This window comes from Blattabacterium cuenoti, from assembly GCF_014251815.1.
Taxonomy (GTDB): domain Bacteria; phylum Bacteroidota; class Bacteroidia; order Flavobacteriales; family Blattabacteriaceae; genus Blattabacterium; species Blattabacterium cuenoti_E.
Map to the genome: position 1 here is coordinate 490,195 of NZ_CP059202.1, position 24,850 is coordinate 515,044.

Annotated in this window: 22 protein-coding genes and 1 tRNA gene; 15 read left to right on the forward strand and 8 right to left on the reverse strand. The window is 24.6% G+C overall.

Annotated features, from left to right (window positions below; genetic code table 11):
- Nucleotides 1-7: 7 nt before the first annotated feature.
- Nucleotides 8-1,054 carry an acyl-CoA reductase gene (locus H0H54_RS02440; RefSeq protein ID WP_185863143.1) on the forward strand — a complete coding sequence of 349 codons (1,047 nt, stop codon included), beginning with the start codon at nt 8-10 and terminating at the stop codon, nt 1,052-1,054.
- Here H0H54_RS02440 and ribD read toward each other — a convergent pair.
- The 4 genes from ribD to H0H54_RS02460 all read right to left on the reverse strand — a co-directional run bounded on the left by ribD (nt 1,046) and on the right by H0H54_RS02460 (nt 3,158).
- Nucleotides 1,046-2,074 carry a bifunctional diaminohydroxyphosphoribosylaminopyrimidine deaminase/5-amino-6-(5-phosphoribosylamino)uracil reductase RibD gene (ribD, locus tag H0H54_RS02445; RefSeq protein ID WP_185863144.1) on the reverse strand — a complete coding sequence of 343 codons (1,029 nt, stop codon included), beginning with the start codon at nt 2,072-2,074 and terminating at the stop codon, nt 1,046-1,048. The two genes, H0H54_RS02440 and ribD, sit on opposite strands and share 9 nt — an antisense overlap.
- A complete protein-coding gene (locus H0H54_RS02450; protein WP_185863145.1) occupies nt 2,064-2,834 on the reverse strand; it encodes a shikimate dehydrogenase family protein in 771 nt (256 codons plus the stop codon). The genes ribD and H0H54_RS02450 overlap by 11 nt, the downstream gene beginning before the upstream one ends.
- Before the next feature lie 15 nt (nt 2,835-2,849).
- Nucleotides 2,850-3,047 carry a 30S ribosomal protein S21 gene (gene rpsU / locus H0H54_RS02455; protein ID WP_185863146.1) on the reverse strand — a complete coding sequence of 66 codons (198 nt, stop codon included), beginning with the start codon at nt 3,045-3,047 and terminating at the stop codon, nt 2,850-2,852.
- A gap of 35 nt (nt 3,048-3,082) precedes the next feature.
- Nucleotides 3,083-3,158, reverse strand: a tRNA-Val gene (locus H0H54_RS02460).
- A 70-nt stretch (nt 3,159-3,228) separates the two neighbouring features.
- Between H0H54_RS02460 and recG the strand changes: the two genes are divergently transcribed.
- The 7 genes from recG to H0H54_RS02495 all read left to right on the forward strand — a co-directional run bounded on the left by recG (nt 3,229) and on the right by H0H54_RS02495 (nt 11,486).
- On the forward strand, nt 3,229-5,313 hold the full coding sequence (gene recG / locus H0H54_RS02465) for an ATP-dependent DNA helicase RecG (protein ID WP_185863147.1): 2,085 nt from the start codon (nt 3,229-3,231) through the stop codon (nt 5,311-5,313).
- An 8-nt stretch (nt 5,314-5,321) separates the two neighbouring features.
- Nucleotides 5,322-7,472 carry an ATP-dependent helicase gene (locus tag H0H54_RS02470; protein ID WP_185863148.1) on the forward strand — a complete coding sequence of 717 codons (2,151 nt, stop codon included), beginning with the start codon at nt 5,322-5,324 and terminating at the stop codon, nt 7,470-7,472.
- 8 nt (nt 7,473-7,480) lie between these two features.
- Nucleotides 7,481-8,479, forward strand: coding sequence for a cation diffusion facilitator family transporter (locus tag H0H54_RS02475; protein ID WP_185863149.1), 999 nt, complete (start codon nt 7,481-7,483; stop codon nt 8,477-8,479).
- 10 nt (nt 8,480-8,489) lie between these two features.
- Nucleotides 8,490-9,101: a DUF4290 domain-containing protein gene (locus tag H0H54_RS02480; RefSeq protein WP_185863150.1), complete on the forward strand. Its 612-nt coding sequence runs from the start codon at nt 8,490-8,492 to the stop codon at nt 9,099-9,101.
- 29 nt (nt 9,102-9,130) lie between these two features.
- Entirely contained in the window at nt 9,131-10,438 is a 1,308-nt protein-coding gene (murA, locus tag H0H54_RS02485) for a UDP-N-acetylglucosamine 1-carboxyvinyltransferase (RefSeq protein ID WP_185863151.1), read from the forward strand.
- Between the two features lie 168 nt (nt 10,439-10,606).
- Nucleotides 10,607-11,089 (forward strand): transcription elongation factor GreA, encoded by a 483-nt coding sequence (gene greA, locus H0H54_RS02490; protein ID WP_022564963.1) that lies wholly within the window; start codon nt 10,607-10,609, stop codon nt 11,087-11,089.
- Nucleotides 11,082-11,486 (forward strand): HIT family protein, encoded by a 405-nt coding sequence (locus H0H54_RS02495; RefSeq protein ID WP_185863152.1) that lies wholly within the window; start codon nt 11,082-11,084, stop codon nt 11,484-11,486. The genes greA and H0H54_RS02495 overlap by 8 nt, the downstream gene beginning before the upstream one ends.
- 18 nt (nt 11,487-11,504) lie before the next feature.
- On the opposite strand, the gene H0H54_RS02500 is transcribed toward H0H54_RS02495, so the two are convergent.
- On the reverse strand, nt 11,505-12,275 hold the full coding sequence (locus H0H54_RS02500; protein ID WP_185863153.1) for a type III pantothenate kinase: 771 nt from the start codon (nt 12,273-12,275) through the stop codon (nt 11,505-11,507).
- A gap of 81 nt (nt 12,276-12,356) precedes the next feature.
- Here H0H54_RS02500 and H0H54_RS02505 point away from each other — a divergent pair, with 81 nt between their 5' ends.
- Together H0H54_RS02505 and H0H54_RS02510 are read left to right on the forward strand one after the other, a co-directional pair.
- A complete protein-coding gene (locus tag H0H54_RS02505; RefSeq protein WP_185863154.1) occupies nt 12,357-13,151 on the forward strand; it encodes an alpha/beta fold hydrolase in 795 nt (264 codons plus the stop codon).
- Nucleotides 13,152-13,166: 15 nt separating this feature from the next.
- Nucleotides 13,167-13,739, forward strand: coding sequence for a 5-formyltetrahydrofolate cyclo-ligase (locus H0H54_RS02510; RefSeq protein WP_238784768.1), 573 nt, complete (start codon nt 13,167-13,169; stop codon nt 13,737-13,739).
- Between the two features lie 5 nt (nt 13,740-13,744).
- Here H0H54_RS02510 and rseP read toward each other — a convergent pair whose 3' ends face one another.
- On the reverse strand, nt 13,745-15,076 hold the full coding sequence (gene rseP, locus H0H54_RS02515; protein WP_185863155.1) for an RIP metalloprotease RseP: 1,332 nt from the start codon (nt 15,074-15,076) through the stop codon (nt 13,745-13,747).
- Between the two features lie 61 nt (nt 15,077-15,137).
- On the opposite strand from rseP, the gene H0H54_RS02520 reads away from it, so the two are divergent.
- Nucleotides 15,138-15,389 carry a FeoA family protein gene (locus H0H54_RS02520; RefSeq protein ID WP_185863156.1) on the forward strand — a complete coding sequence of 84 codons (252 nt, stop codon included), beginning with the start codon at nt 15,138-15,140 and terminating at the stop codon, nt 15,387-15,389.
- Entirely contained in the window at nt 15,371-17,404 is a 2,034-nt protein-coding gene (gene feoB, locus H0H54_RS02525) for a ferrous iron transport protein B (RefSeq protein ID WP_185863157.1), read from the forward strand. The genes H0H54_RS02520 and feoB overlap by 19 nt, the downstream gene beginning before the upstream one ends.
- Before the next feature lie 146 nt (nt 17,405-17,550).
- On the opposite strand, the gene H0H54_RS02530 is transcribed toward feoB, so the two are convergent.
- The gene (locus tag H0H54_RS02530; RefSeq protein WP_185863158.1) at nt 17,551-18,531 is read right to left on the reverse strand and encodes a D-alanine--D-alanine ligase; all 981 of its coding nucleotides are present in this window, start codon (nt 18,529-18,531) and stop codon (nt 17,551-17,553) included.
- 91 nt (nt 18,532-18,622) lie between these two features.
- On the opposite strand from H0H54_RS02530, the gene H0H54_RS02535 reads away from it, so the two are divergent.
- Nucleotides 18,623-19,474 carry a PASTA domain-containing protein gene (locus H0H54_RS02535; RefSeq protein WP_317168480.1) on the forward strand — a complete coding sequence of 284 codons (852 nt, stop codon included), beginning with the start codon at nt 18,623-18,625 and terminating at the stop codon, nt 19,472-19,474.
- Nucleotides 19,475-20,467, forward strand: a complete 993-nt coding sequence (locus H0H54_RS02540) for an RluA family pseudouridine synthase (protein WP_185863160.1) — start codon at nt 19,475-19,477, stop codon at nt 20,465-20,467.
- On the opposite strand, the gene mgtE is transcribed toward H0H54_RS02540, so the two are convergent.
- On the reverse strand, nt 20,462-21,811 hold the full coding sequence (gene mgtE, locus H0H54_RS02545) for a magnesium transporter (RefSeq protein ID WP_185863161.1): 1,350 nt from the start codon (nt 21,809-21,811) through the stop codon (nt 20,462-20,464). The genes H0H54_RS02540 and mgtE overlap by 6 nt on opposite strands.
- A 136-nt stretch (nt 21,812-21,947) precedes the next feature.
- Here mgtE and H0H54_RS02550 point away from each other — a divergent pair, with 136 nt between their 5' ends.
- Nucleotides 21,948-24,731 (forward strand): class I tRNA ligase family protein, encoded by a 2,784-nt coding sequence (locus tag H0H54_RS02550; RefSeq protein WP_185863162.1) that lies wholly within the window; start codon nt 21,948-21,950, stop codon nt 24,729-24,731.
- The last annotated feature ends 119 nt before the right edge of the window (nt 24,732-24,850 follow it).

Consider the following 24,850-nt stretch of genomic DNA (forward strand, 5'->3'; position numbering starts at 1 on the left):
ATAAAAAATGATTAAAACTTTTGATAAAATAGGATCTTTTTTAAGAGAAGTTAATGAATTTTATGTACATAAAAAGTGTTTATCTAAATATTCCCAAAAGTTTTTTTCTTCTTTTCAAAAAACTATCAATAAAGTAACTACTACAAATGATTGGTTTAGAATGGAAGATTTATTGATAACATTTAGTCAATGGAGCAAAAATCTTAAAAAAGAAAAATTAGAATATTGGATGAGTAAATATTCTATTACAAAAAAAAAAACTAAAAAAATTCTTGTTATTATGCCCGGAAATGTTCCTATGATAGGATTACATGATTTTTTGTGTGTTATTTTATCAGGGCACAAAATCATAATTAAATTGTCTGAAGAAGATAATTTGTTACTTCCATTTTTGTGTAATATGATGATATATGAAAAACCTATGTTAAAAAATAAAATAAAGTTTACAAAAAATATTTTTCATGAAAAATTTGATTGTGTAATAGCTACTGGAAATAATAATACAGCTCGTTATTTTGAATATTATTTTAGAAAATTTCCTGTTTTACTTAGAAAAAGTAGAAGCTCTATAGCTGTATTACAAGGAAATGAAACTGAAGAAGAATTAATTTCTTTAAATAAAGACATGTTAACTTATTCAGGAAGAGGATGTCGGAATGTAGGAAAAATATTTATACCTTATAATTACAACCTTAATTTGATATTAAAAAAATCATTTATATCTGAATATATTACAAAAAACTATAAGTATACAGATAACTATAAATATTATTCATCTATCTATACTATGAATAAAATATCTTTTCAAAAAAATCATTTTCTTATTTTCAAAGAAGAAAATAATTTTTATAATCCAATATCTGTAGTTTATTATGAATTTTATAATGATTTAAATCAGTTAAAAAAAACAATTTTAAATTTAAAAAATAAGAATAATCTACAATGTATAGTCTCTAAAAACTTTTTAGAAAAAGAAATCCTTTTTGGAAAAACACAATATCCAAAATTAGAAGACTATGCAGATGAAATCGATACAATTCAATTTTTAAATTGACAATTTCATAATAAGTTGATCTTTATTTAGATTCATTTTTTTTGATACAATTCCTTCTATTTTGGGGGCTTTTAGTCCGCTTTTTAATACAATATCGCATACGAAAATACGACATTCATCCCAAATATTTTCTTTTATAAAGTTTTCTAAGGTTTTTTTTCCTCCTTCCACTATCAAAGATAATATTTTCTTTTTATACAAAAAATTCAATATTTGATTTATTATTTTTTCTTCAAAAGAAATTTGAACATATTCTATATTCTCTTGGTTTTCCTTATTTTTTTCTGTAAACACAATAGTATATTGGGTCCCATCTAAAATGAAATGAGAATTGGAAATACTCAATTTTCGATCAATAAAAATTCTAACAGGATTTTTTCCGAACCATTTTCTAACATTTAACTTAGGATTATCATTTAATACAGTTTTTCTTCCTACTAAAATTCCATCTTCTTCAGATCTCCATTTATGATTTAATTGCCTAGCATATATTCCACTGATCCAGTGTCCTTTATTATTTTCTGAATGAATAAAACCATCATTACTTTCTGCCCATTTTAATATAATATAAGGACGTTTTTTTTCATGAAAAGTAAAAAATCGCTTATTTAAAATACGACATTGATCTATCAAAACATTTTCTATAACTTCAACTCCATATTTTCTTAATTTTTTTATTCCTAATCCTTTCACTTTATCACAAGGATCTTGTATTCCCACTACTACTTTTGGTATATTGTTTCTAATAATTAAATCAACACAAGGTGGTGTTTCTCCAAAATGAACACATGGTTCCAGTGTAACATATAGAGTAGAATCAAAAAATAAATATTTATTTTTTACATTATTAATAGCTAAAAATTCAGCATGATATATTTCTTTTTTGTAATGCCATCCTTCCGATAAAACGATCCCATTTCTTTCTATCACACAACCTACCATAGGATTTGGAGATGTAAACCCTAACCCGTTTTTAGCCAGTTGTATGGCTCTTTCCATAAAAATTTCTTTATATTTCATGAATTTTATTTATCCATATATTCCAAGATTCCTCAGCTTGAATATATAACATTTCTAATCCATTTCTGATTAAAGCTCCATTTTTTTCTGCTTTTTTTAAAAATAGAGTTTTATTGGGATTATAAACGAGATCATAAAAATAATGTTGGGAAGAAATATATTGATATGGTAAAGATGGACATGAATTTATATTAGGATATGTTCCTATAGGAGTACAATTAATAATAATTTTGTACTCTTTCAATAAATTTTTATTGATGTCTTCATAAACTAAAAAACCCATATTTTTTTTTCTTGAAACATATTGATGTGAAATTTGTAATTTGGTTAAAACAAATGAAATCGTTTTAGAAACACCTCCAGTTCCCAAAATTAACGCTTTTAAATTTTTTTTATTTGTCAATTTTTTTAGATCTTCTTTAAAAGAATGTTCAAAACCTAAAACATCTGTATTAAAACCAATTTTGCGTTTTTTATTAATTTTTACCACATTCACAGATCCTATAGATTTTGCTTCAGGCATGACTTTATTTAAAAAAGGAATAACACTTGTTTTGTATGGAATAGTTACATTACATCCTTTCAAATAAGGATTTTGAAATATAAACAATATGTTTTCTATTTTTGGAATATCAAAAATTTTATAATCTGCATTAGCAATAAATTCTTTTTTAAATTTTTTTAAAAAAAACCTTCTTGAAAAAGAATATTTAATATCTTTTCCTATCAAACCATAAATTCTTGTTTTTTTATGTATCATAAAATAAAAGAAAGTCTATTCTTCTTTTTTCAATTTCATACGTTCTCTATATTTCGCCCTTAATATTTCATTTCTTCTCCCTTCAGATGGTTTGATATATTGTTGCTTTTCTCTAAATTCTTTTAAAATGCGAGTTTTGTCAAATTTTTTTTTACATTTTTTTAAAGCTTTATCAATTGATTCTCCTTCTCTAACAATAGTAATTAAGATCATAAAAAACTTAATAAATAATTATGTATTATATTATATGGACATTATCGGATTTGAACCGATGTCCTCTACTCTGTCAAAGTAGCGCTCTAAACCTATCTGAGCTAAATGTCCTTCAAAATCAACAAAATTAAGTATTTTTTGTGATAACTATAACGGATTATAAATAATTTACACTTCTTTTATGTTCTGTAATATTCTAAAAAAATCTTTAAAGTATTTAAAAGGATTAAGTTTGAATAAAGCATATTTATTAAATACTGAGTTGAACCTTTACACATATGAAGATTTACTTTTTTTTTATCCAAAAGGATATATGCATTTGTTCACGTTGAACAATATATCAGAATTATCAAATAATAACAATAATGATTTTATACGAGTGTTAGGAAAAATAACCAATGTAGAAGAAATAAATTATAAAAATAAAAAAGGAAAAATGTTAATAGCATATTTGGAGGATAAAACAGGTTTTGTTGAATTAGTTTGGTTTAAAAAAAATAATTTTATAAGAAGCATAACAAAAAATATTACAGTAATGGTTTATGGTAGAGTAAAATATTTTCAAAAAAAAATTCAAATTATTCATCCAAACATTAAAGAATTTTATTCTTCATCTTCAATATGTTCAACTAAGAGTTATTCTATATTCCCTATATATTCTATACCTAAAAATTTAAAGGAAAAAGGAATAAGTAATTCCTTTATGATCAATTTATTACAAAATCTTATCAGAGAATTAAGAAATAATATAAACGATTTTTTTTTTCAAGATTTTCTTAATAAAAAACTAATGCCAAGAAAAAAAGCTTTAATTCAAATTCATTTTCCAGAATCTTGGGATTTATTGCTACAAGCACAATATTCTTTGAAATTTGAAGAATTATTTCTATTAAAATTATTTTTTTTATATAAAAAAAAAGTTACATATAGTTATCCTTTTACAAAATTAGGTAAGAATTTTCATACTTTTTACAAGTATTTTTTACCTTTTTCTTTAACAGGAGAACAAAAAAAAGTATTTAAAGAAATATGGCATGATTTGAAAAAACCAACTCAAATGAAGCGATTATTACAAGGAGAAGTGGGATGTGGAAAGACGATTATAGCTGTATTATCAATGCTAGTCGCTTTGGATAATGGCTTTCAGTCTTGTTTAATGGCTCCTACTGAAGTTTTAGCTATACAACATTATTATTATATAAGTAAAATGTTTTCAAAAATAGGAATTAAAGTAGCTTTATTGACAAGTTCTATTTCTAATTCTATACGAAAATCTCTTTATCGCGATATATTGAAAAAAAAGATTTCTATTGTAATCGGAACACATTCTTTAATTCAAGAAAGACTTCAGTTTAAAAATCTGGGATTAGCAATAATAGATGAAGAACAACGTTTTGGAGTAGAACAAAGAGAAAAAATTTGGAAAAAAGACAATAAACCTCCTCATATTTTAATTATGACTGCTACTCCTATTCCTAGAACATTAGCAAAAATTATTTATCATGATTTAAATATTTCTATTATAAAAAAATTGCCTTTAGGAAGAAAACCTATTCAAACTGTTCATTTTTGGAATAAAAATCGGGATAAAGCTTTAAAAATAATAGAAGATCAAATCTCAAAAGGTAGACAAATTTATATTATATATCCTACTATAAATACTTCTTTAAAGTATAAAAATTTAATGAAAGGATATCAAGAAATTAGGGAAAGATTTAAAAATTTCAAAAATGAAATTGGAATTTTACATGGAGAAATGAATTTTCAGGATAAAAATATCCAAATTGATCGATTCTTACGTGGAAAAACTAAAATTTTAATATCAACTACAGTTATAGAAGTGGGAGTCAATGTCCCCAATGCATCAGTTATTTTGATAGAAAATGCAGATTGTTTTGGTTTATCTCAATTACATCAATTAAGAGGAAGGGTAGGAAGAGGGGGTCATCAAAGTTATTGTATTCTTATTACTAATCATAAAATCAGTGTAGAAGGTGTTTTCAGAATCAAAAAAATGTGTGAAACAAATAAAGGATTAGAAATAGCGAAAGAAGATCTAAAATTACGTGGTGGTGGAGATTTAATAGGAACTAAACAAAGTGGAAAAAGTCATTTCCGCATCATAGATTTAATCAAAGATTATAAATTAATCAAGGAAGTTTTTCCAATCGCTAGAAATTTTTTTAAAGAAAACCCTAATTTTTTGAATAACGAAAAAAATATTTTTTATGAATACTATAAAAATAAATTAAAAATTTATAAATAAGTAAATTCATGAATTATTTAAATAGTTCTCAACGAAAGATTATAGAAACCATTAATGGGCCAGTATTAGTTATTGCTGGAGCAGGGGCAGGAAAAACTCGTGTTATTACACATCGTATTGTTCATATGATTCAAAACATAGGAATATCTCCTTCCAGGATATTGGCTTTGACCTTTACCAAAAAAGCTGCTATAGAAATGAAAAATCGTATTTATAATATGATGGTGGATAAAACAAATTTTGATCAAATAACCATAGGGACTTTTCATTCTATATTTTCGGGTATTTTAAGAAAAGAATCTCATTGGTTAGGATTAAAATCGAATTATACTATTTATGACCACAAAGATTCAGAAAGTATTATAAAAAAAATATTAGAAAACATAAATATAAACACATACTTGAATTATAAAAATATAAGAAAAAAAATTTCTGAGTATAAAAATAATTTGTACTACTTTAATTTTAATAAAAAAAAGTTAGAAAAAGACAAGGAATTAGAGCTTTTTACAAAAATTTATAAATCTTATACAAAACGTTGTTTTCAAGCAAATGTATTAGATTTCGATGACATATTACTTCATACGAATCATTTATTTTTTTATTTTCCAAATGTTCTTAAAGCATATCAAAAAAAATTTCAATACATATTAATTGATGAATATCAAGACACCAATTTTTCTCAATATACTATTATAAAAAATTTAGCTTTTCAGCATAAAAATATTTTTGTAGTAGGAGATGATGCTCAAAGTATTTATGCTTTTCGTGGTGCTAACATTTCAAATATTTTAAATTTTCATCTTGATTATAAAAATGTTAAAATTTTTCGTCTTGAACAAAATTATCGCTCTACTAATCACATAGTACAAGCTTCTAATAACATTATTTCTTTTAATAAAAATCAAATTTTAAAAAAAATATGGACAAATAATGAAAAAGGAGAAAAAATAAAAATATATTGTGCTAATTCTGAATTAGAAGAAGCAGAATATGTTGCTTCTTCTATTCTTTTAATAAAAGAAAAAACAAATTTTCAATTTGAAAATTTTGCTATTCTTTATAGAGCTAATATACAATCACATATTATAGAATATTCACTAAAAAAAAAAAATATTCCATATCATGTATATGGATCTATATCATTTGAAAAACGAAAAGAAATTCGAGATTTTTTAGCTTATCTTAGAGTTATTGTGAACCCCAATGACGAAGAATCTTTATTCCGTATTATAAAAAAAGGAAACCCCAAAATAGTAAATAATATATTAAACTTATCTAAAAAAAAAGGGATCACAGTTTATAACATCATAAAGAATATCGAAAATTATCAATATTTATTAAAAATTAATAATAAAACAAAAAACAGATTTATAAGTGTAATTTCTACAATAGAAAAATTACGGATAGAACAAGATAACGCATATATAATAGCAAAAAATTTGGTAAGTTTTTTATTGAAAGAAAATTCTAAAAATTATGATAATAACGATTTTCAATACATACTTCATAATATATATCAACACGTAAAAGAACAAAAAGAATTGAAAAAAAATGGAGATACAAGTTTGTCTGGTTTTTTGCAATGTTTTTATTTGGAAATGAATGAAAATATTGATCATAAAAAAAATGAAACAAATAAAGTTTCATTAATGACAGTTCACTTATCTAAGGGTTTAGAGTTTCCCATTATTTTTATTGTTGGATTAGAAGAAAATTTATTTCCATCTAAATCAAATTTTGAAAATCCTACAAAAATAGAGGAAGAACGTCGTTTATTTTATGTTGCTTTAACTAGAGCTCAAAAAAAAGCAATACTCACTTATGCAAAATATAGATTTATATGGGGAGAAAAAAAAAAAAATCTTCCTAGTCGTTTCATTAACGAACTTAATAAAAATTTTGTTGATATAGAAAATCATATCATATCAAAAAAAAAAGAAATTCGTTCTTTAAATCATTTTCATAATCATGAAAATGAAAATTATAAATATTTAGGAATTAAAAAAGGAGTAAAAATTTTTCACAAAGATTTTGGAGTAGGGACCATTCTAGATATAGAACTACAAAATCAAAATAAAATAGCCTTAATAAAATTTCAAAAACTGGGAGAAAAAAGAATTTTGATAAAATTGAATAAACTTGTTATTTACTCATAACAACAATTATGGATGATTCAGAAAAAGTTAAATTAAATTTTTATTATCAGAAAATAATTTGTTTTGTGGCGATTATTTTCTTTTTCATAAAACTAATCACTTGGAATATAACTTCTTCTCTATCTATATTTAGCGATGCGATAGAAAGTTTCATTAACATTATTAGTGGTTTTATTGGATTATGTAGTCTTTATATATCCTCTTTACCTAAGGATAAAAATCATCCATATGGACATGGTAAAATAGAATTTATATCAACAGCTATAGAAGGTGTTTTAATTTCTATAGTCGGGGTTACTGTTTTTACAAACACTTTTATACGTATTAAATATAACATACATGAAATTATTTTATCAAAATTAAATTATGGTTTACTTTTGATGTCTTTTACCGGAATTATTAATTATTTACTAGGCTTTTTGGCTTGTAAAATAGGCCAGAAAAATGGAGCTATAACATTAATAGCTAGCGGAAAACATCTTCAAATCGATACTTATTCTACTTTTGGAATAGTTGTAGGATTAATTCTATTAAATATAACCAAATGTACATGGATAGATCCTATTATTTCTATTATTTTTTCATCCATAATTTTGTATACAGGATTCAAATTACTGAGGAATGCTGCAGCTGGAATTATGGATGAATATGATAAAAAACTTTTGAAAAAATTATCATTTTACCTAAATGAAAAAAGAGATATTCATTGGATTGATCTTCACCATTTAAAAATCATTAAATATGGGAGTGCGTTGCATATAGATTGTCATCTAATTGTTCCATGGTTTTTTAACGTCAAAGAAGCTAATGAAGAAGTAAAAAAATTAACTCAGTTAACAAAAAATGAATTTGGATCTAAAGTAGAATTATCAGTTCACGTTGAAGCTTGTTCTCATATTCATTGTATATTCTGTTTGAATCGCTTTTGTCAAGTAAGAAAAAAGCTTTTTTCAAAAAGAAATCTTTGGACTTTAGATAAAACATCTTATTATAACGAAAATAAATAAACTTTAAACTATGGAATACAATACAAATCGTATCAAATTGGTGATCCCAGAGTATGGTAGAAATATTCATAAAATGATAGACTACGCAATACAAATAAAAAATAGAAAAAAAAGAAATCGTTATGCATGGGGTATTATGAAATTAATGACAAGTTCTACTTATCCTAAATTTCATAAATCAATTCCTTTTTTTAAACTATGGAACCAATTGCTTATTATGTCTAAATATCAATTAGATATTGATTCCCCTTTTTCTAAAAAACAACCTATTCCTAAACCTATCCAAAAAGAAACCTGCAATATGAATGTTTTCAATAAAAAAGTAGTGTATCCTGAATATTTGACTAATTTCAGATATTATGGAAAGATAATAAGAAATATGATTCATGTCGCAATACATTGCAAAAATACACAAAAAAAAGAAGGATTATTTTATGCTATTGCTAACACAATGAAAAAAAACTATTTAAGATGGAATAAAAATATGGTGGAAGATGACGTCATATTTAAAGATTTAAAAGAACTTTCAAAAGGAAAAATATGTTTAATGAATAATACAGATACATTATTACAGTGTTCTCATATTTTAAAATATAAAAAAAAGAAAATTAATAAAAAATAAAATCAGTTTTAAATCATTATTTATATATAATGGATATTTTCAGAATAAGAGGAGGGTCCCCTTTAAAAGGAGAAATTCAGCCACAAGGTGCTAAAAATGAATCTTTGCAGGTATTATGTGCTGTCTTATTAACTCCAGAAAAGTTGAGAATTAAAAACATACCAGAAATAGGAGACGTTAAATGTTTAATGCAGATTCTTAAGAATTTAGGTGTTTTAGTAAAAAAAAATGGAATTGGAGATTATACTTTTCAAGCAAAAAATATAAATACTGAATATTTTAATACGGAAAAATTTTGTGAATATGGAAAATCTATCAGAGGGTCAATTATGATTGCAGGTCCTTTACTTGCTAGATTCGGAAAAGTTTGTATTCCAATTCCTGGAGGAGATAGAATAGGAAGACGACGTTTAGATGCTCATTTAACAGGATTAAGATCATTAGGAATTAATATACATTATAAACACAAATATTTCGATTTATGTATTAAAAATAGCTTGACTGGAGAGTATATTTTAATGGAAGAAGCTTCTGTTACTGGAACAGCTAATGTCATTATGGCTGCTACTTTAGCTAAAGGAAAAACGACTATTTACAACGCAGCTTGTGAACCTTATATTCAACAATTATGCAAGTTGTTAAACAAAATGGGGGCAAAGATTAAAGGAATAGGATCTAATTTAATTAAAATAATTGGAGTTAAAGAATTAGGGGGATGTGAACATACCATATTACCTGATATGATCGAAATAGGAAGTTGGATTGGATTGGCTGCTATTACTTGTTCTGAAATAACAATTAAAAACGTTAGTTGGGAAAATTTAGGAATCATTCCTTACACATTTCATAAAATGGGAATTAAATTAGAAAAAGAAAAAGATAACATTTATATTCCATCACAAAAATCTTATAAAATTCAAAAATCATTCAATAATGCAATATTAACAATATCTGACGCACCATGGCCTGGATTGACTCCAGATTTATTAAGTATTTTAACTGTCGTAGCTACTCAAGCTGAAGGAAGTGTTTTAATTCATCAAAAAATGTTTGAAAGTCGATTATTCTTTGTAGATAAACTTATTGAAATGGGGGCTCAAATCATATTATGTGACCCTCATAGAGCTACTGTTATAGGATTAAATCATCAATCTTCTCTTAGAGGAGCGGTGTTAAATTCTCCAGATATAAGGGCAGGGGTCTCTCTTCTTATAGCAGCATTATCTGCCAAAGGAACTAGTATTATTAAAAATATAGAACAAATAGACAGAGGATATGAAAATATAGATAAAAGATTACGTATTTTAGGTGCAGATATTCTAAGAATGAAGGAGTAATTTTTCCTCAATAATATTTTATTCTTTATGTAGAAACACAAAGAAAAAGAATGATATATTTTTTGTGATACATGAAATATGTGTGTTATTTCAAAATCATATAACTTTACATATCATACAAATAAACAAATTAAATGAAAAAGATCAAAAAAATAATAACGAAAAATTATGACAAAATTTGAATATATAACTAAAGAAGGATTAGAAAAATTACAAAAAGAAATAGAAAGGTTAGAAAATATAGAACGTCCAAAAATATCTATGCAAATTGCAGAAGCGAGAGATAAAGGAGATTTATCCGAAAACGCGGAATATGATGCTATAAAAGAAGCTCAGGGTTTTTTAGAAATGAATATAGCTAAATTAAAAAAAAAATTATCTAATGCACGTATCATAGATGGATCGCAAATTAATAGGACTAGAGTTTCTATTCTTTCCACGGTAAGAGTAAAAAATTTAACCTATGGAGGCGAACAAATATATACTTTAGTTCCAGAGGGGGAAACAGATTTAAAATCTGGAAAAATATCCATAAACACTCCTATATCAACAGGATTACTTGGAAAACAAGTGGGACAAATAGCCCATATTAAATTACCCAATAAAATGATCCTTGATTATGAAATATTAGAAATAGCATTTCATGAATAATAATAACATATTTCAAAAAATAATTAATGATGAAATTTTATCTTATAAAGTAGCGGAAAATTCTGATCATTTAGCTTTTTTGGATATTTATCCTATAAAAATAGGACATACTTTAGTCATTCCGAAAAAAATTAATGTAGATAAAATTTTTTCTCTTACAGAGAAAGAATTCATCTCTATTATGTCTTTCACGAGAAAAGTAGCTTTAGGAATTGAAAGAACTATACCTTGTAATCGTGTAGGTATATTTATTATGGGATTCGAAATTCCTCACGTCCATATTCATTTAATTCCTATGGATAAAGAAAGTGATGGTAATTTTTCCAAAAAAAGAATGATTTTATCTTCAAAAAATTTTCTAATTTTATCAGAAAAAATAAGAAAATCCATTCAATAAAAATGTAAAATTTTATATTTAATGATTCCAATGAAATAGGATTTTTAATCCTTTTATTGTGTGTAATTTGTCTTTTATATGAATTTTTTTTGTTAAAGGTGTATATATATGAGAAAGACCTCCAGTAGCTATAACAAAACAATTTTTTTTCAATTCTTGATTCACTCTATTTATTAATCCTTCAACCATACTTAAATACCCATATATAATTCCACTCTGAATACATGTTTCTGTATATTGTCCTAGTATACTAGGAGGTTTTTTTAATTCAATTTGTGATAATTGTGCTGTATTTCCAATCAATGCTGTTAAAGAAGCATTAACGCCAGGAGCAATAATAACTCCTTGAAGATTTCCATATTTATCTATACAAGTTAAACTTAATGCAGTACCAAAATCCACGACTAAAGTGGGATCTTGATTGTTATATAATGTATATGCGGCTATAGCATTAGCATACAAATCTGTCCCCAATTGATGAGAATAATGTTTTATAGGAGAATCGGAATTTCTATCTACTATAATAGGTTCTATTTTATGTATTTCATATAAAGATTGTCCCACGATATTTGTAAGGGGAGGAACGACTGATCCAATGACAATATTTTGTATAAATTTTGAAAAAATTCCATATTGTTGATATATGTTTCGAAATAACAAAATGTATTCATCTAGTGATCTATGTGGATTACTATTAATAATCCACGAACAATTACATTCTAAATTATAATTATGATCAAATAGCCCAAAACGAAGACTTGAATTTCCAATGTTTATTGTTAACAACATGGTTTACTTCATTTTTTTAATGTTAAAAATGTGTTTTAAAACAAATAATTGTTTTTTTTGTAACTTCATCATAATAAATATATGACTAATATTTGTAAAATAAATTTTAAAATAAAAGGAGAAGGAATTCCCATAGTATTATTACATGGGTTTATGGAAAGTTTAGAAATATGGAATAACATATATTATAATATTTCGAATAAATATAAAGTTATTTCAATTGATCTTCCAGGTCATGGGAAAAGTATTCTAACATTAAAAGAAAATGCCATTTTTACAATGGAAAAAGTTGCAGAACTTATAATAAAAAAAATCGTCATCAAAGAAAATATACAAAAAGCGATTTTTGTAGGCCATTCTATGGGGGGGTATATTGCTTTAGCAATGGCAGAAAAATATCCAGAAATGTTTTTGGGGTTGTGTTTACTTCATTCTACAACAAAATCAGATACACTTGAAAAAAAGAAAAACAGGATTCAATCTGTTCAATTAGCCATTTATAATTATCCATTATTTATATCCACAAGTATAAAAAAATTGTTTTCTTATAAAAAGAAGTTATCTTATTTACAAAAAGATATCTCTTTTGTGAAAAAGATCGCTTCAAATACTCATATTAATAGCATAACTTCTTTTTTAAAAGGAATGTCAATTCGAAAAGATAGAAGATTTCTGTTGAAAGAAACTAAGTTCCCAAAACTATATATAGCTGGATTGTACGATTTAATTCTTGATATAAAAAATATTTATGAAGAAACTAAAAATGGAAATCAAGTTTATTTTTTAGCTATACCTACAGGTCATATGGGACATATAGAAGATCCTAAAAAAATAGTAAAAATATTAGAAAATTTTATAGATTTTTCTATTTCATGAAATGAAAGAAAGGCCATGAACAAAAAAAAATTGCGTGAAAAATATTTTCGTATAAGAAAGTCTATTTCTAGAAAAGAAATTATTAAAATGAGTTACGAAATTTTTTTTCATTTGAAAAAAATATTTTTTATATGGAAAAAAACATATTATCATATTTTTTTACCTATACATGAATATAAAGAAGTAGATACATTTATTATAATTGATTTTTTATTAAAAATAGGAAAATGTGTCACTATACCTTGTTCAAATTTTAGAAATTTATCTATAGAAAATTGTTTATTTCATAAAAATATTATATTAATAAAAAAAAAATATGGAATTATGGAGCCTATTACTAGACATAAATCTATTGTTTCAATTTCTCTAATTGAAGTAATATTTGTGCCTTTATTAATATTCGATTCAAAAGGTTATAGAATAGGTTATGGAAAAGGTTTTTATGATAGATTTATTCCTTCATGTGAAAAAAATGTTATTAAAATAGGTTTAAGTTTTTTTTATCCCATAAAAAAAATTGAAAACACACATAAAAATGATTTGTTAATAGATATAGGAATAACTCCCAACCATATTTTTTTCTTTTAAAAAATTCAATAAAAAAAAACTTTGAATACATCCCAAACAATAATCAACATCATAATTAAACTAATTATTATAAATCCATAAATAGTAGAACGTTCAATAATTTCTTCATTTATTTTCTTTTTTGTTATCATTTCTATTATGATAAATAATATATAACCACCATCTAATGATGGAATAGGAAATAAATTTAAAAAAGCTAACCAAATAGATAAAGTGGCTGTTAAAGTCCAAAAAATATCCCAATTCCATTTAGATGGAAATTCTCTAGCTATAGAAAAAAAACTCCCTATTTGTTTATAAGCCTTAGTTTCTATATGAAAAACATTTTTTAAAAAAAATATTTGATTTTTTAGAACCTCCCAAGCTTTTTTTATTCCATGAGGAATACTATCAAAAAAAGAATAGTTCTTTTTTTCAAACAAAAAAATTTGATCTAACTCCGTAAAATTTTTTAAATAAATTCCCAAAATTCCTTTAGGATCTAAAAAAATTTCTTTTTGAATAAGTTTTCCATTTCTGTTAATAGATATTAATATGTTTTCATTATTATATTTTGATAATAAATCTTTTAATTGATCAGAAAAAAGAACAAATTCAGAATTAATAGCTAATATTTCATCATTATTTCTTAATCCATATTTTTCTGCTTTAGAATTTTTCATAACATAATTGATTATAGGAGGAACACGAGGTGTAATAAAAAAATTAAGTTCTTTTCTATCAAAAAGAAGTTTCTTTTTGTCATTATTTAACAATAATTTCACAATATTCCCCATACGATCTACAGTGATAGAATTTCCTAAAAGAATTTCCTTAGGAATATCCTGAAAATAGGGAACATACTTATCATTAACCAATAAAATTTTATCTCCATTTTTTAATCCTATTTTTTCTCCCAAAGAATCTACTTCTATACCATATTTAACATTTTTTGTAGGAAGATAAGTTTCCCCATACTTAAATAATAAAAAAGTAAAAATTAAAACAGCTAATAATATGTTAAAAATAATTCCTCCAGAAATGATCAATAGTCTTTTTATTGCTGATTTGGAACGAAATTCCCAATTATTAATTTTATTTTTTGATGAAATGTTTTTATCATCCATCATCATTCCAGATATTTTAATATATCCTCCTAAAGGCACCCAACCTATTCCATAAATAGTATGTCCTATTTTTTTTTTTAAAATGGAAAACCATGGATCAAAAAATAAAAAAAATCTTTCCACTCTAACTTTAAACAATTGAGCCATAATAAAATGACCTAATTCATGAATAACAATTAATATAGAAATACTAAGTAATAATTGTATAGATCTAGTTAAAATTGATGACATTTATAAAATTTAAAAAATAAAAAAGATAAATTTAAATCTTTATTCCAAAATAAAATATATTTTGAATTTATCTAATCTTAAAAAAGGAGAGAAAGGGATTATTAAAGGATATAAAAATGATAATTTTCCCATAAAATTATTAGAATTAGGAGTTTTACCTGGTGTAAAATTCGAAATACTTTTTGTTTCTATTTTTTACGATCCATTATGTATAAGATATGATCAATCTTGTTTAGCTTTACGAAAAAAAGAAGCTGAAAATATCATAATAGAACCTTTTATAGAAACTAATAAATGTCAAAAATTAAATTAGCACTTGTAGGAAATCCCAATGTAGGAAAAACTTCTTTATTTAATAAATTAACTGGACTTAATCAAAAAGTAGGAAATTATACAGGAGTTACAGTTGACAAAAAAATAGGATATTTTTATTATGAAAATATATATTATCAAATCATAGATCTTCCTGGAACTTACAGTATATACCCTTCATCTGAAGATGAAGAAGTAGTTTGCAGATTGCTAAGCAATATAAATGAATTAGATTACCCAGATAAAATTATAGTAGTAGCAGATTCATCTAATTTAAAAAAAAGCCTTCTTTTACTTAGACAAGTACAGGATTTAGGATTCCCTGTTCTTCTTGCATTAAATATGCTTGATGAAGCAAAAAAAAAGGGAATATTCATTAATATAAAAAAATTGAAAAAATTTCTTATAACAGAAATTGTATTGATTAACGCAAGAAAAGGAATAGGATTAAATGAAGTTAGAAGAAAAATAAAAAATTTAAAAAAAACAAAAAAAACTGATTTTTTCAATCCAGGATCGTATTATTCTCTTGCTATTAATGATGTTAAAAATAATTTTAAAGTAAGTACTTACCAAGCCTGGCATTATTTAGCACATGACATAAAAAAAGAAGATTGTTTATTAAAAATAAAAAGTAAATATAATATTATCCCAAAAAGATTACAAATAAAGGAAACATTAGATAGATATGAGGAAATAGGAAAATTTTTTTCAAAAACAGTTTCTGAATTAATATCGGATCAAGAAAAAACATATCTAGAATTTTCAAAAAAAATAGATAATTATTTAATTGTACATCCTTTTTGGGGGTATTTTATTTTTTTATTTTTTTTATTTTTCATTTTTCAATGTATTTTTTTTTGGTCAGAAATTCCTAAACAATTTATAGAATTATTTTTTTCTTTTGTGCAAAAAAAATTATACAATTTTTATCCTGGTCCTTTAAATAATTTTTTTTTGCAAGGAATATTACCTGCAGTTAGTACTATTGTTTCTTTTATTCCCCAAATTTCGGTTTTATTATTTTTTATTCTTCTTATGGAAGAAAGTGGATACATAAGCAGAGTTATATTTTTAATGGATCGAATTATGCGACCTTTTGGTTTAAATGGGAAAAGTGTTGTTCCTCTTATTTCTAGTATAGGTTGTGCTATTCCAGCAATCATATCAGCTAGACATATAGAGAATCCAAGAGATCGCTTAATTACTATTTTAGCGACTCCTTTTATGACTTGTTCTGCAAGATTACCTGTTTATACTCTAATTATATCTATAATTATACCGGACAAAAAATGGTGTTTTCTTCATCTGAAGGGAGTAGTTCTTATGGCTATGTATATCTTAGGAATCATATCTGCTTTGAGTGTTTCAATAATTTTACATCATTTTTTAAAAAAAAATTATAAAAGCCATCTTTTAATAGAGATCCCTACTTATAAAGTCCCTATGTTGAAAAACATATTGATTACTTTATGGATTAATATGAAATCATTTATTATAAATGCTGGAAAAATGATCTTTTTGATTAATATATTGATTTGGGTTTTAGGAAATTTTGGGCCTTCAGTAAATTTATCCAATAAAAATTTTATTCTAAATGTAGAAAAAAAAGAATTACCTAATTCTTATTTAGGTTTGTTAGGAAAAAAAATGGAACCTGTAATTTCTCCATTAGGATATGATTGGAAAATTGGAATAGGGTTGTTATCGTCTCTTATAGCAAGGGAGGTATTTGTAAGTACTATGGCCTCTGTGTACAGTATAGAAGAAAAAAATAATTTTTTAAAAGAAAAAATGAAAAAAGAAATATCTCCTGAAACTAAAAAACCTATTTATAATTTAGCAACAGGAGTTTCTTTACTATTTTTTTATGCATTTTCTATGCAATGTATGAGCACTTTATCCATAATAAAAAAGGAAACAAAATCTTGGAAATGGCCAATATTACAATTTGTTTTTATGACTTTATTAGCTTATATAGCTTCATTATTAATATATCAAACATTAAAAGAATAAAATAATAAAAATAAAATGTGGCAATATATTATAATAGGTTTATTTTTTTTATACTCAATTTTTGGTTTATTTAAAAAATTATTTAATTTTTTTTATGAAAAAAAAAATTTATGCAAAAAAAAATGCAATTGTAAATTATAGAAATTTTATTTATTCATTTTATCAATGGAATCATATATGGCATTTCTAAACACATCGGATAAAGACATTCCAAATTCTTTCAATTGTTTTGGAAAAATACTTTCTTCTGATAGGCCTGGGACTGTATTTATTTCTAAAAAATAAGGTTCTTCATTTACAAGAATATATTCTGCTCTAGATATTCCTGATAAATTTAGAAAATTATATATTTTTTTTGCTATTTTTCGTATTTTATTTTCTGCATTGGGAAACAATTTTGCAGGAGTAATTTCTTGAGATTTTCCCGAATATTTTGATTCAAAATCAAAAAAATCGTTTTGACTAATTATTTCGGTTATTGGTAAAACAATAACTTCATTCTTAAATGAAAAAACACCGACAGACACTTCTTTCCCTTCAAGAAAAGATTCAATAATAATTTCTTCATCTTCTAGAAAAGCTTTTTGTACTGCATCAAATAAATATTTTTCTTCATAAACTTTACTTATCCCTAAACTAGATCCAGATCTATTTGGTTTTACAAAACAAGGAAGTCCTACCCTTCTTAAAATTTCTTTTTTACAAAAGACTTGATTTTTATTTAAGAAAAAAGATTCAGCTGTATTGATTCCAAAATATTTCAAAAAAGTCAAACAATACTTTTTATTGAAAGTTAGATTAGCATGATGAAAACTACATCCCGTATAAGGAATTTTTAATAATTCAAAATAAGCTTGTAATATACCGTCTTCTCCTGGTGTTCCATGTATAGCATTAAATACACAATCAAATTTTATATTCTTCATTCCGGAAATCGTAAAATCTTGCTTATTTACATAATATTCCTTATTTTCATCATCTATCATAACCCATTTATCTTTAAAAATATATATTCTATAAGAATCAAATTCTTTTCTGCATAAATTTTCATAAACAACTTTTCCACTTTTTAGTGAAACAATAGATTCTTTTGAATATCCTCCCATAATGATAGCTACTTTTTTCATTATTTATTTTTAATTTTACTGGTTTTTTTATGAAAAAAACATTTTTATTTAAATATTTATTTTTTTTATGAATTATTCAAAATATTTTGTGATGTTCATAATAAATTTTATCATTGCCATATTGATTTTATATAAAATTACTCAGTTGGCATTAAAATGGGTAGATGTCTATACAAAACATGGTTCTTATGTTGTTGTTCCTGATTTGAAAGGTTTTACTTTATCTCAATCTATATCTATTTTAGAAAAATTAAGACTGAAATACAATATAGACACATCACATTATGATCCTAATTTTAAAATTAATCAAATTATTTCCTTTTCTCCAGAAGCGGGAGATCATGTAAAGGAAGGAAGGCATATATATATACAAGTTAATTCTAAATTATCTCAATCTGTTTTACCTAATATCATAAATAAAGATAAACGAATAGCTATAAAATTACTTCATGCTAATCATATATCAGTTAAGGAAATCAAATATGTTCATGATATGAATAAAGATACTGTTTTAAAAGTTTTATATAAAAAAAAATCTATTCAATTTGGATATAGGTTTCCTCCTAATCAAGATGGAATTACTTTAATTATTGGAAAAGGATATGAAAAAAATAATTCATCTGTCCCTAATGTTATTGGAATGACCTTGCGTTCAGCTATTTACACTTTAAAATCTCAATTATTCAATGTTATAAATTTTTATTATGATCACGGAATAATCAATCCTGATCAAAACGCAAAAGTATATAGACAAAAGCCTGATCCTGGAGTTATTTATGATAACAAAAAATCTATTGAACTTTGGTTAACTTCAAAAGAATTGTTAGATCATTTGATTCAAATAGAAGAAAAAGATTCTAAAAATAAATCCCCAAAAATTCAAATAGAAGAAAAAGATTCTAAAAATAAAACAGAAGAGAAAAAAAAGAATCGAATTAAATAAATGAGAAAAATTAAAATTCTTGTAAAAAAGAATCAAAAAGAAATTCGTATTGATAAATTTTTGAAGGAAAATATAGAAAATATTAGCAGAAATCAAATTCAAAAATTAACTATTTCAGGAAAAATTATAGTAAATAAATGTATTGTAAAAAAAAATTATAAAATAAAACCTTTAGATTTTGTAGAAATACAAATTTCTAATATTTTAGATCATTTAGAATATAGAAATATTCTTGCAGAAGAAATAAATATTGATATTCTTTATGAAGATGAAGATGTTATGATAGTTAATAAACCTGCAGGAATGGTAGTGCATCCAGGATTTGGGAATAATAAAGGAACGTTAATTCATGGAGTTAAATATCACTTTGAGAATTCAAATTTAAACAACTTTGATTTATATAGAAGTGGATTAGTTCATAGATTAGACAAAGATACATCAGGTTTATTAGTTTTGGCAAAAAATGAATATTCTAAAAAATATTTATTTCAACAATTTCAGTCTAGAACAATTAAAAGAGAATATAGAGCTTTAATATGGGGGGACTTACTTGAAGAAAAAGGAGTTATAACTGGCTTTATTGGAAGAGATCCTAGAAATAGAAAAAGAATGACTATTTTTTCCAATAACGAATATCATAAAGGAAAATATTCTGTAACACATTATAAAGTATTAGAAAGATTTAAGTATTTAACATATGTTTCTTGCAACATAAAAACAGGAAAAACACATCAAATAAGAGCACATTTCAAATATTTAGGTCATCCATTATTCCATGACACTACATATGGAGGCAATAAAATTTTTATGAAAAAAAAATGTTCAAATAAAAATATAGAATTTCTTAAAACTTGTTTTAAGATCTTACCAAGACAAGCCTTACATGCTATATCTCTTTCTTTTATACATCCCAAAAATCAAAAATGTTATTTTTATTGTCCAATTCCTGAAGATTTTAAAATTGTTCTACAACAATGTAGAAAAATATTATAATAAAGCACCATTCAAAAGAAGATAAGATATAGAAAAATATATAATTAATCCAACAACATCTACTAATGTGGCTACAAAAGGAGCAGAAGAACTAGCGGGGTCTCCTCTTAATTTTTTAATTATAAAAGGTAACATTGATCCACTTAATGTTCCCCATAATACAACTCCAATCAAGGAAAAAAAAACAGTCAATCCTACTAATAGCCAATGAGTCCCATAATTAAATAAATTTATTTTATGCCAAGCTACCACACGTATAAAACCTGTAAATCCTAAAATCCCACCTAAAAAAAAACCACAAATAATTTCTCTTCGCATTACAATCCACCAATCTTTTATTTTTACCTCTCCTAAAGCCATCGCTTGTATAATTAAACTCGCCGCTTGAGATCCACTATTTCCACCACTTGAAACAACTAAAGGAATGAACAAAGCGAGAACTACAGCTTTTTCTATAACACTTGAAAATTTTTGCATAACTGTTGTCGTTAACATTTCTCCTATAAACAACAAAATTAACCATCCAGCTCTTTTTTTAATAAGTTTATATAATGGAACGTTTAAATAAGATTGGTTTAAAGCCTCCATCCCTCCTATTTTTTGAAAATCTTCTCTATAATTTTCATTTAAAACCCATAAAATATCATCTACAGTAACTATTCCCAATAAAAAATTTTGATCGTCTATAACTGGAAGTGAAATTCTATTACTCATAGAAAATATTTTAGTAGCTTTTTCTTCTGTATCTGTGATATTTAAAGTATCAGTATATTGATCATTGATTATATCAGAGACTTTTGTATTTGGATCTACCAATAAAAATTCTCGTATTTTTATATCATATATTAATTTCCCTTTTTTATCGACAACATATACAATTTCTATTACATCGCTATTTTTTACTTCTTGACGGATATAATCCAAAACTTCTTGCACACTCCAAGTTTCTTGAACTGCAATATAATATGGAATCATAAAACGCCCTACACTATTTTTAGGATACCCCAGATACGTTAAAGTTTTACATTTATCTTCTGTATTTAAATATTTTATCAAATCTTTTAAAAGATTTTCTGGCATTTTTTCTAAAAAATCAATCCGATCATCTACCGATAGATTATTTAATAATTCCATTTTTTTTATAGAAGGTAAACCTTTTATGATTTTTTTTTTTGTAGAAAAGTCTAATACTCTAAAAATAGAAATTGCTTTGTATGATTTTAACAAACTGAATATTTTTATAACATCATTAGGGTTGTTATGAATAATTTTTATTAGTCTATCTATAGTTTGATTATTTAAAAATTTATCGTTATTTAAATAATCTTGATCCTCATTAAACATTTTTTATTTTTTTATAATCGGATTTATTTTCCCAATAAATAAAAAACAATTTTTATATTGTTCTGAAGAAATAAATTAAAATTACATAATAAAATCATTGTACATATTTTTTGTTATGTATTTAAAAAAAAATAAAATGGAATATAATTTTCGTGAAATAGAAAAACGTTGGCAAATATACTGGAAAAAACATAATATATTTCATACAAAAGAGAATGAAAAAAAAAAATACTACATTTTGAATATGTTTCCTTATCCTTCTGGAACAGGTCTTCATGTGGGGCATTGTTTAGGTTATATTGCATCAGATGTTTATGCAAGATATAAAAGAACAAAAGGATATAATGTGCTGAATCCTATAGGGTTTGATTCTTTTGGACTTCCTGCAGAACAATATGCTATACAAACAGGAAAACATCCTTATGATACTGTTATTGAAAATTCACATAGATATAAAGAACAAATGGAGAAAATAGGACTTTCTTTCGATTGGAATCGAAAGCTATATACTAGTGATCCCAGTTACTATCGTTGGACTCAATGGATGTTTGTTCAAATTTTCAATTCTTGGTATGATAAAAACAGTGAAGAAGCTAAATCTATAGACCTTTTAATTCAAGAATTCAATAAAAACGGAAATAATTCCATCAACGCAAGTACTACATCAAGTTTCAAATTCAGTTCAAAAACATGGAAACAATTTAATTCACATGATAAAGAATCTATACTTTTAGATTATAGATTAGCTTTTTTATGTAATAATACAGTTAATTGGTGTCCTGATTTGGGGACAGTACTAGCTAATGATGAAATTAAAAATGGAAAAAGTGAAAGAGGAGGATATCCAGTTTACAAAAAAAAAATGTTTCAATGGCATATAAGAATTAGTGCATATGCAGAAAGACTTATGAAAGGATTAAATCTGATTGATTGTTCTCCATCTTTCAAAAAATTACAATATAATTGGATAGGAAAATCAATAGGGATTTCTATTCCACTAAAAATCATTTATCCTGTTGATAAATTTAATCAAATTGAATTATTTTTGTTTCATCCAGAAATGATTTTTGGTGTAACTTTTATCATATTATCTATAGATCATCCACTTTCAGAAAAAATAAGTATTTTTTCCTCACATCACAAAAATGTTTTAACATATCTTACTAAAAAATTTTATATAAATAAAAATACAAAAAATATTTCTGGAATTTTTACAGGAAATTATGTATTACATCCTTTTATTAAGAATAAAAGAATACCTGTTTACATCAGCGATTTTTTCACTATCAATAATAAAACCCAATCTATGGCAGGAATACCTGGACACGAAGAAAAAAGTAAAAAATTTGCAGAAAAATTTGGGATAGAAATTTTAAAAATTTTAGATAATCATGAAAAGTGTATCAATTCTAGTTTTCTAAATGGATTAAATCGTCAGCAAGCAAAAGAAAAAATCATCAAAATTTTAATAAATGATAAAATAGGAAAAACGAAAACCATTTATAAAATTCGAGATGCTATTTTTTCAAGACAAAGATATTGGGGTGAGCCAATTCCTATTTATTTAAAAAATAAAATACCTAAAATAATTCCTATCAATCAGTTGCCTCTTATTCTTCCAAAAGTAGATAATTATCATCCTAAAAACGGAAAATCTCCATTAGTAAGAGTTAAAAATTGGGCTTGGGATGAAAAAAATATGAAAATTGTTCCTAATATTCTTATTGATCAAAAACATGTATTTCCAATAGAAATTAGTACGATGCCTAGTTGGGCGGGTTCTAGTTGGTATTTTCTTAGATATATGGATGTATATAATAATAAATTTTTTCTTGATAAAAAAAAAGAAAGTTACTGGAAGAATGTTGATTTATATATTGGTGGATCTGAACATAGTACGGGACATTTAATTTATGCTAGATTTTGGCATAAATTTTTATTGGATAGAGGATGGGTAACTACTGAAGAGCCTTTCAAAAAAATATTAAATCAAGGAATGATTTTAAGTTATTCTGCTATTATACTTAAAGTAATAGGAGAAAATACTTTTGTATCTTATGGGTTAAAAAATAAGAAACATGCATATTCTTCTTTTCAAGAAGTATATGTAGATCTTTCTTTAATTAAAAACAATAATGAATTAGATATAAATAGATTAAAAAAATGTAAACCTGAATTTTATTCATCTATTTTTATTCTGGAAAGGGGGATTTTTTTTTGTAAAAGAAAATTAGAAAAAATGTCAAAATCCAAATATAATGTAATAAATCCTGACAATGTTTATGAAAAACATGGTTCAGATGTATTTCGTGTTTATGAAATGTTTTTAGGTCCTATTAATCAATCTAAACCTTGGGATGATAAAAAAATAAACGGAATAAAAAATTTTATAAATAGATTTTGGTGTTTATTTCATAAAAATAAAATTTTTCAGATTAGTGAAAAAAATCCGACATATCAAGAATTGGAAATTTTACATAATACTATAAAAAAAATACAAAATAAAATGCAATCTTTTTCTTGGAATACTTCTATTAGTTTATTAATGATTATAACTCATCAATTGACTGCATTAAAATGTAATAAAAGAAAAATACTTGAACCTTTGGTGCAATTGCTCGCTCCATTCGCTCCTCATATATCTGAAGAATTATGGTATAAACTAGGAAAAAGAAAATCCATTTTATTTTATAGATATCCAACTTTTCATACCAAGTATATAGATAAAAAGGAGATAACATATCCAGTTATGTTTAATGGAAAATTAAAATTTTTAGAAAAATTTAATCCTGATACTCCAATCGATAAAATTGAAAATAAAATTTTAAATCATCCTAAAACAAAAATATTTTTGAATAAAAAAACTTTACAAAGAGTAATTATAATACCTAAAAAAATAATAAATATTTTATTAAAATAAATTTTTTTTAAAATGACTTTATATTTCAATATTTTAGTACATATTTTAATCCATGTCCCCATGAATTAAAATTTTATACATAAAACGTAGATTTGTAGTCGACAATGTCGATGTAGCAT